This window comes from Aliiroseovarius subalbicans, from assembly GCF_022678625.1.
Lineage (GTDB): Bacteria > Pseudomonadota > Alphaproteobacteria > Rhodobacterales > Rhodobacteraceae > Aliiroseovarius_A > Aliiroseovarius_A subalbicans.
In genome coordinates this window covers 347970-362026 of record NZ_JALBYQ010000003.1, presented here as the reverse complement: position 1 = coordinate 362026, position 14057 = coordinate 347970, and the positions used below count along the sequence as shown (strand labels likewise).

Annotated in this window: 15 protein-coding genes; 14 read left to right on the top strand and 1 reads right to left on the bottom strand. The window is 60.9% G+C overall.

The annotated features are described in order from the left end of the window. Position 1: 1 nt before the first annotated feature. Complete coding sequence (locus MN188_RS12165; protein WP_242109369.1) at positions 2-721, bottom strand: TauD/TfdA family dioxygenase; 720 nt, start codon at positions 719-721, stop codon at positions 2-4. A gap of 412 nt (positions 722-1133) precedes the next feature. Between MN188_RS12165 and dsrA the strand changes: the two genes are divergently transcribed. The 14 genes from dsrA to MN188_RS12095 all read left to right on the top strand — a co-directional run bounded on the left by dsrA (position 1134) and on the right by MN188_RS12095 (position 14053). Further along, positions 1134-2417 carry a dissimilatory-type sulfite reductase subunit alpha gene (gene dsrA, locus MN188_RS12160; RefSeq protein ID WP_242109368.1) on the top strand — a complete coding sequence of 428 codons (1284 nt, stop codon included), beginning with the start codon at positions 1134-1136 and terminating at the stop codon, positions 2415-2417. Between the two features lie 22 nt (positions 2418-2439). Then, positions 2440-3522, top strand: coding sequence for a dissimilatory-type sulfite reductase subunit beta (dsrB, locus tag MN188_RS12155; protein WP_242109367.1), 1083 nt, complete (start codon positions 2440-2442; stop codon positions 3520-3522). Positions 3523-3534: 12 nt separating this feature from the next. Continuing rightward, the gene (tusD, locus tag MN188_RS12150) at positions 3535-3927 is read left to right on the top strand and encodes a sulfurtransferase complex subunit TusD (RefSeq protein WP_242109366.1); all 393 of its coding nucleotides are present in this window, start codon (positions 3535-3537) and stop codon (positions 3925-3927) included. Between the two features lie 9 nt (positions 3928-3936). Further along, the gene (gene tusC / locus MN188_RS12145; RefSeq protein ID WP_242109365.1) at positions 3937-4341 is read left to right on the top strand and encodes a sulfurtransferase complex subunit TusC; all 405 of its coding nucleotides are present in this window, start codon (positions 3937-3939) and stop codon (positions 4339-4341) included. Positions 4342-4351: 10 nt separating this feature from the next. After that, entirely contained in the window at positions 4352-4660 is a 309-nt protein-coding gene (tusB, locus tag MN188_RS12140; protein WP_242109364.1) for a sulfurtransferase complex subunit TusB, read from the top strand. Positions 4661-4690: 30 nt separating this feature from the next. After that, positions 4691-5023: a TusE/DsrC/DsvC family sulfur relay protein gene (locus tag MN188_RS12135; protein WP_242109363.1), complete on the top strand. Its 333-nt coding sequence runs from the start codon at positions 4691-4693 to the stop codon at positions 5021-5023. A 102-nt stretch (positions 5024-5125) separates the two neighbouring features. Then, positions 5126-5857: a respiratory nitrate reductase subunit gamma gene (locus MN188_RS12130; RefSeq protein ID WP_242109362.1), complete on the top strand. Its 732-nt coding sequence runs from the start codon at positions 5126-5128 to the stop codon at positions 5855-5857. Continuing rightward, complete coding sequence (dsrK, locus tag MN188_RS12125) at positions 5850-7364, top strand: sulfate reduction electron transfer complex DsrMKJOP subunit DsrK (protein ID WP_242109361.1); 1515 nt, start codon at positions 5850-5852, stop codon at positions 7362-7364. Before MN188_RS12130 ends, dsrK begins: the two co-directional genes overlap by 8 nt. After that, positions 7357-9300, top strand: coding sequence for an NAD(P)-binding protein (locus MN188_RS12120; RefSeq protein WP_242109359.1), 1944 nt, complete (start codon positions 7357-7359; stop codon positions 9298-9300). The genes dsrK and MN188_RS12120 overlap by 8 nt, the downstream gene beginning before the upstream one ends. A 2-nt stretch (positions 9301-9302) precedes the next feature. Beyond that, positions 9303-9734, top strand: a complete 432-nt coding sequence (locus MN188_RS12115; RefSeq protein ID WP_242109358.1) for a hypothetical protein — start codon at positions 9303-9305, stop codon at positions 9732-9734. Then, positions 9731-10471, top strand: a complete 741-nt coding sequence (gene dsrO / locus MN188_RS12110) for a sulfate reduction electron transfer complex DsrMKJOP subunit DsrO (protein WP_275116185.1) — start codon at positions 9731-9733, stop codon at positions 10469-10471. Before MN188_RS12115 ends, dsrO begins: the two co-directional genes overlap by 4 nt. Before the next feature lie 7 nt (positions 10472-10478). After that, the gene (nrfD, locus tag MN188_RS12105) at positions 10479-11672 is read left to right on the top strand and encodes an NrfD/PsrC family molybdoenzyme membrane anchor subunit (RefSeq protein ID WP_242109357.1); all 1194 of its coding nucleotides are present in this window, start codon (positions 10479-10481) and stop codon (positions 11670-11672) included. 9 nt (positions 11673-11681) lie between these two features. After that, positions 11682-12689, top strand: a complete 1008-nt coding sequence (locus tag MN188_RS12100) for a glycosyl transferase family protein (protein WP_242109356.1) — start codon at positions 11682-11684, stop codon at positions 12687-12689. Continuing rightward, on the top strand, positions 12686-14053 hold the full coding sequence (locus tag MN188_RS12095) for a cobyrinic acid a,c-diamide synthase CobB (RefSeq protein WP_242109355.1): 1368 nt from the start codon (positions 12686-12688) through the stop codon (positions 14051-14053). Before MN188_RS12100 ends, MN188_RS12095 begins: the two co-directional genes overlap by 4 nt. Positions 14054-14057 lie beyond the last annotated feature (4 nt).

Below are 14057 nucleotides of genomic sequence, written 5' to 3'. Positions count from 1 at the left end.
GTCAGGTTCCTTTCACCCGATTGTGGAAACGAACACGATAGACCAGGCGGCGCGATTGGTCGGCCTCGGCGTCAAATCCTGTCCGGTCGTGAAGCACGTTGTTGCACAGAACACCCTGACCCGCGGCGAAACGCAAGGTGATCGTCAGAGGGTCGCTCGCCAAAGCCTCGCGCAGGCAGGCGACGGCCTCCTGCGTCAGCGGATCATCCTTCCAGGTGATCGATCGGGTGCGCGCGGTGTAGCGCATTTGCAGCGCGCCGGTTTCCGGGTCCGCAAAGAAAACCGGTCCGGTGGATACCGGCCGGCCGGTCGCTTCATCGGCAGGGATAGACAAGACGTCCTGCGCCATAAGCGCGCGGGCAAACGCTGGGTTTTCATCCATCAGGCGGATGAAGGTGATCGTGTGATCCAGAAACTGGTTCGCCCCGCCGTCACCGGCCGGCTGGGCGGTGTGCAGAACCATGGCGCTGATGCGATCGTCCGGCGCGTTGTAATACCCGTCGGTGTGCCAGTTCATTGGGCGCTTGGAGTAAGGGATATAACCGACCTGCCCGGGCGCATCGCTTTCGCGCAAAGCGACGATCCCGTCACCACCCGCCGAGCGGTGTTTTTCTGCGATCCGAAGGCTGAACGCCTCTGCGAAATCACGCAAGGCAGGTCGCGGATCGGGGGTGGGATCGACCTGGTACAAGGCAATATTTGAAATGCTGCAGCGCCGCATGAGTTCGAATCTTTCGGATTCGGAGGGATCGGCAAAGTTTTTGATCTCAACGAACTGGGCACTTTTTGCCCACTCAGCCGATTTCAGCCTCTCATCACGCCATTTCCGATAGAAATCATCGGCCTTTGCCGTCTGCCAGGAAAAGACGTTATCTTTGCGAGAGTTATCCCCGATCTGTTGTTCCATTCCCAGGTCCTTTTCCAAACCGCTGTCAACGAAATCCTTGTTTTTCAAAGGTGTGACAACTTTTTTCTTACATTCGATTATCGTGATGTGTAGATTGAAAGGCAATGACACAAGGTCATTTTGCACGTGCAGAAACCGGGAGGAGCTGGGGTCTGCACCTGTGATTGGTCATGGTGATTGGCCGAAAAAGCCGCAAGCGCGAACGGGCTCGTGAGGGAGGAACGACATGAAAGACGATGCATCCAAGAAGGACATCAATCCGACACCCATGCTGGATGAACTCGAAGGGGGCAAATGGCCCAGCTTCGTCACCGGCCTGAAACGTCTGCGTGACGAAGGTGCGCCGAACAACCAGGAAATGATGAACGACCTGCTGGGTCAGTTGAACCATTCCTATGAGGAGCGGCTGGGGTTCTGGAAGGGCGGCACCGTGTCGGTCTTCGGTTATGGCGGCGGGATCATCCCGCGCTTTTCGGAAGTGGCGGACAGGTTCCCCGCGTCCAAGGAGTTTCACACGCTGCGCGTGATGCCGCCGGCGGGCTATCATTACTCCACTGACCTGCTGCGCCAGATGGCGGATGTGTGGGAACGTCACGGCTCGGGCCTGATCGCGTTCCACGGCCAGTCGGGCGACATCATGTTCCAGGGCTGTTCAACCGAGAACACCCAAAAGGCGTTTGATGAGCTGAACGAGATGGGTTTCGACCTGGGCGGTGCGGGTCCTGCGCTGCGCACCGCGATGTCCTGTGTGGGCTCGGCCCGCTGTGAACAGAGCTGCTACAACGAGCAGAAAGCGCACCGCCAGATCATCAACAAGTTCCTGGACGAGATGCACCGCCCCGCGCTGCCCTACAAGTTCAAGTTCAAATTCTCGGGCTGTGCCAACGACTGCGTGAACGCCATTCACCGCGCCGACTTTGCCGTGATCGGCACCTGGCGCGATGACATGAAGGTGGATCAGGAGAAGGTGAAAGAGCACGTCGCCGAAAAAGGTCGTAAATACACGATCGACACGGTGATCTCGATGTGCCCGACCCGTGCGCTGAGCCTCAATGATGACGACACGCTGGACATCGATAACCGCTCCTGCGTGCGGTGCATGCACTGCATCAACGTGATGACCAAGGCGCTGAGCCCGGGTGATGACAAGGGCGTTTCGATCATGATCGGCGGCAAGCGGTCGCTGAAGGTCGGTGACCTGATGGGCACGATGATCGTCCCGTTCATGAAGCTGGACACCGATGAGGATTACGAGAAGTTGGAAGACTTCGCGGAAACCTGCATCGAGTTCTTCGCCGACAACGCGCTGGAGCATGAGCGCATCGGTGAAACCATCGACCGGATTGGCCTTCCGGCGTTTCTGGAGGCCGTCGAGGTCGACCCGGACCCGAACATGGTCAACCACCCGCGCACCTCGTCCTATGTCCGTACGGACGATTTCGACGAGGCCGCCGACGAGTGGTTCGAGAAGAAAGCGCGTGAGGCGGGCCTGACCGTCAGCGCAGAATAATCCGGTCGAGGGAGGAACAGACATGAACGATCAAGCGAACAAACCCCGCACTCCGGATGAAGTCGGTGTCCCGGATCCGTTTCAGTACATGCACCCGACGCTGAAGAAGAACTTCGGCAATTGGGACTGGCATGATCGTCCGCGCCCCGGCGTGCTGCACCACGTGTCGAAATCCGGCGAAGAGGTCTGGACCGTGCGCGCCGGCACCCAGCGCCAGATGGACGTGTTCACGATCCGCAAGCTGGCCGATATCGGGGACGAGTTTGCCGACGGCCACGTGCGTTTCACCACCCGGTCGAACATCGAATACATGGTGGCGGATGAGGCCAAAGTGGCCCCGCTGATCGAAGCGCTTGAGGATAACGGCTTTCCGGTCGGCGGCACCGGCGCTTCGGTGTCGATGATTTCGCACACCCAGGGCTGGCTACACTGCGACATTCCGGGCACCGACGCGTCTGGTGTTGTGAAGGGTCTGATGGACGATCTTCACAAGGATTTCGTCGAAGAAAAGATGCCAAACCGCGTGCGCATCACGACCTCGTGCTGCCAGATCAACTGTGGTGGCCAGGGCGATATCGCCGTGAACGTGCAATACACCAAGCCGCCCAAGATCAACCACGATCTGGTTGCCAACGTGTGTGAACGCCCCGCCGTTGTTGCCCGTTGCCCGGTGGCGGCGATCCGGCCTGCGATGGTGGACGGCAAGCCGTCGCTTGAAGTGGACGAAAAGAAATGCGTCTGCTGTGGCGCCTGTTACCCGCCCTGCCCGCCGATGCAGATCAACGGCGCAGAATCGACCAAGATCGCGATCTGGGTCGGCGGCAAGCACTCGAACGCGCGCTCGAAGCCGACGTTCCACAAGCTGGCGGTCGCCAACCTGCCCAACAACCCGCCGCATTGGCCCGAGGTTCGCGCGGTCGTTCGTAAGATCGTCGACGCCTACAAGGCCGATGCCAAGCATTGGGAGCGGATGGGCGAATGGATCGAGCGGATCGGTTGGAACCGGTTCTTCGAGATGACCGACCTGGCGTTCACCAAACACCATCTGGATACATGGACGGGGTCGCGCAAGACCATGAACATGTCCGCCCACATCCACTTCTAAGGAGGCGACCCGTTGAAATTCGGAGTTGTTGTCAGCGAAGGACCTTACACGCATCAGGCGGCCGACAGTGCCTATCTGTTCGTGAAGGCCGCGCTTGAGGCCGGGCACGAGGTGCCGCGCGTCTTTTTCTATCACGACGGGGTCAATGTCTCGACCCGTCTGTCGGTCCCACCGCAGGACGAGCGCAATATCCAGGTGAACTGGACCGCGCTGGCGAAAGAGCATGAGGTCGACCTGGTCGTCTGCATCGCCGCCGCCCAGCGCCGTGGCCTGCTGGACGAAAACGAGGCGACCCGTCAGGGCAAGGACGCCAATAACATTGCTGACGGCTTCCGGATTTCCGGGCTGGGGCAGCTGATCGAAATGGGGATCCAGACCGACCGTCTGGTGACCTTCGGGGACTAGGGGCGGATCATGACAGTCAAAAACTTCCTCTATGTGAACCGCAAGGCGCCTTATGGCACGATTTATGCCCTGGAAAGCCTTGAGGTCGTTCTGATCGGCGCGGCGTTTGATCAGGACGTGAGCCTGGCCTTTGTGGATGACGGCGTGTTCCAGCTGACCAAAGGTCAGAACACCGACGGGATCGGGGTGAAGAACTTCTCACCCACCTTCCGGGCGCTGGGCGACTATGACGTGACCAAGCTGTTCGTGGAGGCGGAAAGCCTGGCGGAACGCGGGCTGACGCCGGATGACCTGCAAGAGGTCATGTATGAAGACGAAGATGACGATTGGGCGGAAAAACCGTCGATCAAGATCATCTCGCGCGCCGAAATGGCCGACGTCATGGCAGGCGCCGACGTCGTGCTCAGCTTTTAAGGAGGGTCCAATGTCCACATTGCACACCGTGAACAAATCGCCCTTCGCCAACCAGACGCTGATCAGCTGCCTGGGTCACTGCAAGGACGGCGATGCCGTTTTGATGATCGAGGACGGCGTCTATGGCGGTCTTGGCGGCACCGGATTGACCGAAATCATGGCGAACGCGGCCAAAACCGTGGAACTGTTCGTTCTGTCGCCCGATCTGAATGCGCGTGGCGTCGATGCCTCGCGCCTGATGGAGGGCGTTCAGGGCGTGGACTATGCGGGGTTTGTCGATCTGGTCGCCAAACACGACCGGACTCAGAACTGGCTGTAAACAAAGAATTCAAACCGAAGGAAAGCGAACATGGCATATGAAGTGAACGGCGCGACCGTTGAGCATGACGAAGAAGGTTACATCACCAATCTTGGCGATTGGACGGTGGAACTGGCCGATGTCATCGCGGCGGCGGAAGAGATTGAGATGGACGACGAACGCTGGGAAGTCGTCAATTTCCTGCGCGACTACTACGACGAATATCAGATCGCGCCGGCCGTGCGTGTTCTGATCAAGGCGCTGAAAAAGACGATGGGTCCGGAAAAGGGCAACAACAAGTACATGTACGAGCTGTTCCCCTATGGCCCGGCGAAACAGGCCTGCAAGATCGCAGGTCTGCCCAAGCCGACCGGCTGCGTCTGATCTGACACAACCCAGGCGGCGCAGGAGGAGGAGCTTGCGCCGCCGACCAGACTAACGCCCTGAAAAACAACAATAACGGGGCAGACTACGGGAGGAGTCCGCGTGCTGGGCACGATTTACGCATTGCTGTTCTATGTCGCGACCGCGCTGATGGTCGTGGGCTTGGCTGCGAAAATCCGCAGATACGCCCGGACGCCCGCGCCGCTGCGCATTCCCACGACCCCTTCGCCGACCACCCGCAAAGGCGTGGTCCTTCGCATGATCCGCGAGGTCGTATTTTTCGAAAGCCTGTTCAAGTCGAACAAGTGGATCTGGGCCTTTGGCTGGGTCTTTCACATGTCCATGTGGTTGGTTCTGGCCCGCCACATCCGCTATTTCACCTTCGACGTCTGGTGGTGGGTGCAAATCGTGCAACCCTTCGGCACCTATGCCGGGTTCGCGATGGTTGCGGGCCTGGCTGGCCTGTGGGCGCGCCGTTTTCTGGTCGAGCGCATCCGTTATATCTCAAGCCCGTCGGACCACCTGATGCTGGCGCTGATTATCGGCATCGGCCTGTCCGGTCTGACCATGCGTTTCGTCGCGCATACCGACATCATCGCGGTCAAGGCGTTCATGCTGGGCCTGCTCAGGTTGCGCATCGGCGACCTGCCCGCCGACCCGTTCCTGATGATCCACCTGGGGCTGGTCGCGATCCTGATGATCATCTTCCCGATCTCGAAACTGCTACACGCACCGGGCCTGTTCTTTGCCCCCAGCCGTGTGCAGGCCGACAACGCACGCGATGTGCGTCACGTGGGCCGTTGGGACAACGAAGAGGGGGCAAGCCGTGGCTGAAGACATCCCGAATATGGAAGACGCCCTGGACATTCCCTGTCTGAAGGTTGGCGCAATGGAAGGGTTGAAGCCTTTCATCGCCGGGGCCGATCACCAAGAGGCGTTGGGCTTCCCCGGTGAACTGGTGCCCAACTGGAAAGAAAAGGCGTTGGAGAAGATGGCCGAAATGGCCGAAACCAACCGCGCCTTCCAAGTCTATCTGGACACCTGCGTGAAATGCGGCGCCTGCACGGACAAATGCCACTATTTCCTGGGCACGGGTGATCCGAAGAACATGCCGGTCGCGCGACAAGACCTGTTGCGCAGCGTCTATCGCCGGTATTTCACCTTCGCGGGGAAATACTTTCCCTGGCTGGTCGGCGCGCGTGACCTGACCGAGGACGTGCTGCAGGAATGGTATTCCTATTACCACCAATGCTCGGAATGCCGCCGCTGTTCGGTCTTTTGCCCGTACGGTATCGACACAGCGGAAATCACCATGGCCGCGCGCGATATCCTGGCGCATGTAGGGATCGGGCAGAAATACTCAAACGAGATCATCGGCAAGGTCCACACCGTCGGCAACAACCTTGGCCTGCCCGCCAAGGCGCTGGGCGCCACGCTTGAGGACCTTGAGGAAGACATCGAGGATGAAACCGGCGTGTCCGTCCGCATTCCGCTGGACGAGAAAGGCGCCGACATTCTGCTGGTCACGCCCAGCGCGGATTTCTTTGCCGAGCCGCATATCGACGGGCTTTTGGGCTATGCCAAGGTGTTTCATGAGGCCGGCGTCAGCTGGACGGTCAGCTCTTACGCCTCCGAGGCTGCGAACTTCGGCCTGTTCATCGGCAACCAGGACCAGATGCGCGAAGTCTCCTTGCGCATTCGCAAGGCCGCCGAAGATCTGGGTGTGAAGCGCATCATCTTCGGCGAATGTGGCCACGCATGGCGTGTTGCCTACAGCTTCCTGGACACGCTGGCAGGGCCATTCGATTTCCTCGACCAAAACTATCCGATCCCTCAGCACATCCTGGAATTCACCTGGGATGAAATCCAGAAGGGTACGTTCAAGTTCGACAAGTCGAAGAACGACCATATTCGCCTGACCTATCACGACAGCTGCAACGTCGCGCGGGCCAGCCGCATGGGCGATGAACCCGGCGGCCAGTTCGAAATCCCGCGCAATGTGATCAAGTCCGTTTGCAACAATTATTTCGACATGGACCGCGACACCACGCGCGAAAGCACCCTGTGCTGCGGCGGCGGTGGCGGGCTGTTGACCGACGACCTGATGGACCTGCGCGTCAAGGGGGCCAGCCCCCGCATGACCGCGCTTCAACAAGTGACAGAAGACCACGGTGTGACCCACATGGCCGCGATCTGCGCCATCTGCAAAACGCAGTTTTCCAAGGTCATGCCAAAATACGGATACGACATGGATTCGATCCTGTCGGTGCACCAACTCGTCTCGAACGCGATCATTTTGACCGGGCAAGAGACCGACGACGCGGAGGAAGACAATGACTGAACTCAAGGACGCGAAAGCCACGTTCCGGCGCTTTGAAGAAGGTGCAACCGACGCGGATTGGGACCTGGAGGAAAAGATCTTCCAGGCCGACAAGTCGTATAAATGTCCGACCTACATTCACAAGACGCCGCCCTGTCAGGGATCGTGCCCGTCCGGCCATGAAATCCGGGGCTGGCTGGCGATTGCCCGCGGCATGGACAAGCCCGCGGACGAAAACACGCCGTGGCAGGAATACGCGTTCCAGCGCATGGTTCAGGCCAACCCGTTCCCGGCCACGATGGGCCGCGTCTGCCCCGCCCCGTGCGAAGCAGGCTGCAATCGCAACGAGGTCGACGACTATGTCGGCATCAACGCGGTCGAACAATACGTGGGCGATTGGGCCAACGACAACAACGTGAAGATGGCCGAACCGGGCGCCGACACGGGCCGCAAGGTCGCGGTGATCGGCGGCGGCCCCGCCGGCCTGGCAGCGGCTTATTTCCTGCGGTTGGATGGCCATGCCGTCACATTGTTCGAAGCGCATGACAAGCTGGGTGGCATGATGCGCTATGGCATCCCCGGTTACCGGACCCCGCGCGACATGCTGGACACCGAAATCGGCCGCATCATCGACATGGGTGTCGAAGTGCGCACCGGCATTCGCGTCGGCACCGACGTGTCGATGGGTGAACTGGACAAGGCGTTTGACGCCGTGTTCTGGGCGATGGGCGCACAGAACGGGCGCGGCCTGCCGATCGCCGGTTGGGACGAGGCGGAAAACTGCATCAACGGGATCGAGTTCCTGGACGCGTTTAACCAGGGCTACGTCCTGGGCACCGCGCGCAAGGTCGTCGTGGTCGGCGGGGGTGATACCTCGATCGACGTGGCGTCCGTTGCCCGTCGCTTGGGTCACATCACCGAAGTGAAACCCTCCGAGCATCCCTCGGGCAGCGCGGTGGATTTCACCGCCCATGACGTGGCCGGCAGCCTGACCCGCGAGGGGATGGAGGCGACCCTGACGTCGCTGTTCCCGATCGAACAGATGACCGCCGCCGAGCATGAGCGTGAGGACGCCAAGCGTGAAGGCGTGGACATCAAGGGCAGTGTCATGCCGCTTGAAGTGATCCTGAAAGACGGCAAGGCCGTGGGCCTGAAGATGTGCGAATGTACGATGAAGGGCATGACGCCCGAACCCATCGAAGGCACCGAGTTCACCCTTGAGGCGGACATCATCATCTCGGCCATCGGTCAGTTCGGTGACATGACCGGGGTTGAGGAGCTGGACAACGGTCGCGGCTTCATCGACACCTCGCCGACCTATCAGGTCAAGGGGCGTGAAAAGCACTTTGCCGGTGGCGACATCATTCGCCCGCACCTGTTGACCACCGCCATCGGTCAGGGCCGCATCGCCGCCGAGACGATCACCGATTTCCTGGATGACGGCGACGTGGCCAAGCGCCCGAAGGTGGACGTGCATCACTTCAACCTGATGGAGGAACTCACGCGTCGGGGTCAGGAGCCCGGGGAATACAACCACGTTCAGGATCGCGGCACGGCCTCGGCCGACTATGCCGTGCACAACTACGAAGACCGCTCAAAAGGCCAGATCATTCCGCATTCGGAGCTGTTCAAGGGCCACTTCAACTTCGTCCCGCGCGAAGTGCGCGGCGAGGTTCATATCGAGGGTGAGGCCGTTCTGGGCAACTTCGAAGAACGCATCATCGCGTTCAGCGAGGAACAGGCGCAGAAGGAAGGTGAGCGCTGCATGTCCTGCGGCATGTGCTTTGAATGCGACAATTGCGTGATCTATTGCCCGCAAGATGCGGTGCATCGGGTCAAGAAGGCCGACCGTACCGTCGGTCGCTATGTCGAAACGGACTATACCCGCTGTATCGGCTGCCACATCTGTGCGGATGTCTGCCCGACCGGGTACATCAAGATGGGACTTGGGGAATAGACATGCGGCTGATCCTTCTGGTCCTGGCTCTGGCATTCGGCGCACCGGCGCTGGCCAACGACCTGTTGCCGATCGTGCCGACCGCCATTGGTGATCCGCACCCCGAGGGCAACGACTTCATGCGGCGCAACCACATGGACATGATGAAGCACGGTCGCGACCTGACCCTGCGCGAGGGCGAGCGGGACATCGACGCAAGCCTTGGCCAGTGTTTCGACTGCCACGCGGTGGTGGAGGACGGCGCGCCCGTGACCTATGACAACGAAAAGCATTTCTGCCGGACCTGCCACGACTATGCGGCGGTGAAGGTCGATTGCTTCATGTGCCACCGCTCGACGCCCGCCGAAGATGACCTGAACCGGGCGATGGCCAAGCCCGAAGATGCGGATTCCATCGCGGCCTATCTGGCGCGCGTTGCGGAGGAAAGCCAATGACCAACCGCGCAGAACTCACACGCCGCGATATCCTGAAATCAGGTGCGGCTGTTGCCTCGGTCACGCTGGCGTCGGGTGTCACGTTGATGGCCTTTGGAGGGACGGCGGACGCGAAGGGCGCGGACGCGGGCAAGCGCTGGGGTCTGTTGATTGACGCCGGCAAATGCGACGCGAATTGCAATGACTGCGTGACCGCCTGCTCCACCGAGAACGGGTGGGGGCACAGCGATCACGGCACGCCGGAAACGGATGTGCAGTGGATCCGCAAGGTGACCTTGAAGGAAAAGGCCACTGGTCGCACCGTGTCCGCCCCCGTCATGTGCCAGCATTGCGAGGCGCCGCCGTGCGTCGATGTCTGCCCGACCGGGGCAAGCATGCAGCGGCCTGACGGGATTGTTCTGGTCGACAAACACACCTGTATTGGCTGCCGCTATTGCATGATGGCCTGCCCGTTCAAGGCGCGATCGTTCGTGCATGAACCGGTGACGGATCAGAAAGTGGGCGCGCCGCGTGGCACCGGTACGGTCGAAAGCTGCACCCTGTGCGTGCACCGCGTCGACAAGGGCCGTATCCCGGCCTGCGTCGAGGCCTGCGAACAGGCCGGACATTCGGCCATCCTGTTCGGTGACCTGAATGACCCCGAAAGCCCGATTTCCAAGGCGCTGGAAAGCTATCCCTCGATCGCGCTGCGCGACGATCTGGGGCTGAACCCCGGCGTCCGATACCAGAATATGTGAGGCACAGATGGACCGCACGATTTATCGCGAGATCAAGGCAACACCGGCGCTGTGGCAGTTGGGCGGGTTGATGATCGCCTTCATCCTGGCAGCCCTCTGGAGCGTTTGGACGGTCGAACACCACGGCCATGTCATCACCGGCATGAACAACCAGATCGTCTGGGGCCTGCCACATGTCTTCGCGATATTCCTTATCGTCGCGGCCTCAGGCGCGCTGAACGTGGCCTCGATCGCGTCTGTGTTCGGGCAGAAAGCTTACAAGCCGATGGCGCGGTTTTCGTCGCTTCTTGCGATCACGCTGCTGGTTGGCGGGCTCGCGGTGGTCGTGTTGGACCTTGGCCGCCCGGACCGGTTGATCGTCGCCATGACGACCTACAACTTCAGCTCGATCTTCGCCTGGAACGTGCTGCTTTATAACGGTTTCATCGTCATTGTCGGCGGATACCTGGTGTTGCAGATGATGCGCAAGGTCGATGCGCGCTGGGTTAAGGCGGCGGGTGTCATCGCCTTCGTCTGGCGCTTGGCTCTGACCACCGGCACCGGGTCGATCTTCGGCTGGCTGGTGGCCCGCCCCGGATACGACGCCGCGATCATGGCGCCGCTGTTCATCGCGATGAGCTTTGCCTTCGGGCTTGCCGTGTTCCTGCTGGTCCTGATGGCGCTGTTTCGACTGTCGGACCGGATGATTGGCGACGCGATCCTGATCCGGCTGGGGCGGCTTCTTGGCATCTTTGCCGCCGCGGTTCTCTATTTCACCGCCGTGCAGCACCTGACCAACCTTTACGCCACCGAACATGGCGGGGTCGAATGGTTCATCCTGAAAGACGGCGGCATCTTCACCGCGCTGTTCTGGATCGTGCAGGTCATGATCGGCGGGCTCGCCCCGATGGCGCTGGTGTTTCTGAACCCGTCACGCAGCTCGACCATGCTGGCCTCAACGCTGGTGGTGATCGGCGGCATCGCGCAAGTCTATGTGATCGTGATCGGCGGTCAGGCCTATCCGCTGGACATCTTCCCGGGCTTCGAGGTGGTCGAGGGCTTCAACGAAGGCGTCGTGAACACCTATACCCCGTCGTTCTATGAGATTTTGTTGGGTCTGGGTGGCGTCGCCATCGCGCTTTTCGCCGCTGGACTGGGCGCCAAGGTCCTGCGCGTCTTGCCAACCAACCTGTCGGATGCGAACGTGCCCGGCGACAGCTGAGGCAGTATCATGACACAACATCCCTTTTCGAAATTCGTGGCCATCCTGGGCCGCGGAAAGACCAAACAGCGGCACCTGACGCTTGAGGAAAGCACCGAGGCGATGGAAATGCTTCTGCGCGGCGAAGCCGAGCCGGAGCAGATCGGCGCCTTCCTGATGCTGTTACGCCTTAAGGAAGAGGCACCGACCGAAATCGCGGGCTTTGTGCTGGGGACAAAGGCGACATTCGACCTGCCGGATGGTCTGCCCGAAGTGGATCTGGACTGGTCGTCCTATGCAGGCAAACGGGTGCAGCTTCCGTATTACATCCTCAGCGTTCTGGCGCTGGTGGATCACGGCGTGCGCGTGTTCATGCACGGGACCGAAGGGCACACACCCGGCCGCGTCTACACCAGCGACGTGTTGGAGCGGTTGAACATACCGATCGCAGACAGTTTCACGCAGGCAGCTGACAGCATCCGCAAAGACGGCTTCGCCTATGTCCCGCTTGAGGTTCTTTCGCCGCCTCTGCGCGACATGATCAACCTGCGTCCGATCCTTGGGCTTCGCAGCCCCGTTCACAGTTTCACCCGAATGCTGAACCCGTTCAACGCAGCCGCGACGATGGTCGGAATCTTCCACCGGGGTTTCATGGACATTCACGCAGGTGCCGCGCAGATCATGGATGAACCGGCCATGTCGGTGTTTCGCGGCGATGGCGGAGAGGTCGAACGCCGCCCGAACAAGCCCACCCAGGTCTGGACCACACGCGGCACGGACGATCCCGAGGTGGAAACCTGGCCCGCGCTTCTGGACGACGGGCACGCGCCCAAGGATGAAGACATGGATATCACCCGCCTGGCCCGCATCTGGGCAGGGGACGAGGACGACAGCTATGCCACCGGTGCGGTCACCGGCACGATGGCCATCGCCCTGAAAACGATGGGTCGGGCCGACAGCATGGACGCCGCGCAAGCGATGGCCGAGGAGATCTGGGCAGGTCGCGACAAGACCCGCATCCCGGCCGCACGCGGATGAAAGCGCCCCGCTTCATGATCGCGGCGGCGCACAAAAGCTCGGGCAAGACCGTCGTGTCAACCGGGCTTGCCGCCGCTTTTACCGCGCGGGGCATCACGACCTTCAAGAAGGGGCCGGACTACATCGACCCGATGTGGCTGTCGCAGGCCAGCGGGCGGCCCTGCTACAACCTCGATTTCAACACGATGTGTGGCGAGGACCTTCTGCCGTTCTTCACCGCCCGCGCGGGCGATTTGACTTTGGTCGAGGCGAACAAGGGGCTTTACGACGGTGTCGCGATGGACGGGGCGGATTCGAACGCCGCGCTTGCCAAATACCTTGAGCTTCCGGTCATCCTGGTGATCGATTGTGCCGGCATGACGCGCGGGATTGCGCCTTTGCTGTTGGGCTATCGGACGTTTGACCCCTGGGTGAACATCGCAGGCGTGATCCTGAACAAGGTCGGCGGTCCGCGCCACGAAAAGAAGCTGCGCGAGGCGGTGGCGCGATACACCGACATCCCTGTTGTCGGCGCGGTGCATCGCAACCGACGACTGGAAATCGGCGAACGGCATTTGGGCCTGACCACGCCCGCCGAAAGCGGTGAGCTGGAGGCGATGATCTCGGGATTTGGCGAAATCGTCGGAGGATCGGTCGACATCGAGGCGCTGCTGAAGATCGCCGATACCGCGCCCGACCTGCCCGACCCGCCCGCGCAAAAACCGGCGCCGGACCCGGACGTGACCATCGCCATCGCGCGGGACCGGGCATTCGGGTTTTATTACCCCGACGACCTAGAGGCCTTTGCCCAAGCAGGCGCAAAACTGGTCCCTTTTGACGCGATGCGCGACCCCGTTCTCCCGGAATGTGACGGGCTGTTCATCGGCGGCGGGTTTCCTGAGATGTTCATCGAGGAGCTGTCGGACAACGAAAGCCTGCGCGCGGACATCGCGGACAAGATCGCAGCGGGGATGCCCACCTATGCGGAATGTGGGGGGCTGATGTATCTGTGCCGGTCGATGACCCACAACGGGACCACCGCCCCAATGGTGGGCGCAATTGGCGCCGATGCGATCATGGAACGGCGACCGCAGGGGCGTGGCTATACCCGGTTTTCGAACCGGGCGGAGCACCCCTGGCCAGAATGCCCCGAAGTGCGCGCGGCGCATGAGTTTCACTATGCTCGGCTGGACAATCTCGACCCCGCGCTGGGCTATGCCCGCAACATCACGCGCGGCTATGGCGTGGATGGCAAGCATGATGGCATCCTGGTGCACAATACGCTGGCCGGGTTCTGCCACCTGCGCGCGACCGGACGCCGCCCTTGGGTGCCGCGTTTCGTCGACTTCGTGCGTCGGCTGAAACTGACCGATTGGAAAAAATAGACTC

Excerpts from the sequence above, each read along its gene's own strand:
- MN188_RS12115 (WP_242109358.1), top strand. The coding sequence starts at position 9,303 with ATGCGGCTGATCCTTCTGGTCCTGGCTCTGGCATTCGGCGCACCGGCG.
- dsrO (WP_275116185.1), top strand. The coding sequence starts at position 9,731 with ATGACCAACCGCGCAGAACTCACACGCCGCGATATCCTGAAATCAGGT.
- MN188_RS12165 (WP_242109369.1), bottom strand. The coding sequence starts at position 721 with ATGCGGCGCTGCAGCATTTCAAATATTGCCTTGTACCAGGTCGATCCC.
- MN188_RS12100 (WP_242109356.1), top strand. The coding sequence starts at position 11,682 with ATGACACAACATCCCTTTTCGAAATTCGTGGCCATCCTGGGCCGCGGA.
- MN188_RS12095 (WP_242109355.1), top strand. The coding sequence starts at position 12,686 with ATGAAAGCGCCCCGCTTCATGATCGCGGCGGCGCACAAAAGCTCGGGC.
- dsrA (WP_242109368.1), top strand. The coding sequence starts at position 1,134 with ATGAAAGACGATGCATCCAAGAAGGACATCAATCCGACACCCATGCTG.
- MN188_RS12120 (WP_242109359.1), top strand. The coding sequence starts at position 7,357 with ATGACTGAACTCAAGGACGCGAAAGCCACGTTCCGGCGCTTTGAAGAA.
- nrfD (WP_242109357.1), top strand. The coding sequence starts at position 10,479 with ATGGACCGCACGATTTATCGCGAGATCAAGGCAACACCGGCGCTGTGG.
- dsrB (WP_242109367.1), top strand. The coding sequence starts at position 2,440 with ATGAACGATCAAGCGAACAAACCCCGCACTCCGGATGAAGTCGGTGTC.
- tusC (WP_242109365.1), top strand. The coding sequence starts at position 3,937 with ATGACAGTCAAAAACTTCCTCTATGTGAACCGCAAGGCGCCTTATGGC.
- MN188_RS12135 (WP_242109363.1), top strand. The coding sequence starts at position 4,691 with ATGGCATATGAAGTGAACGGCGCGACCGTTGAGCATGACGAAGAAGGT.
- tusB (WP_242109364.1), top strand. The coding sequence starts at position 4,352 with ATGTCCACATTGCACACCGTGAACAAATCGCCCTTCGCCAACCAGACG.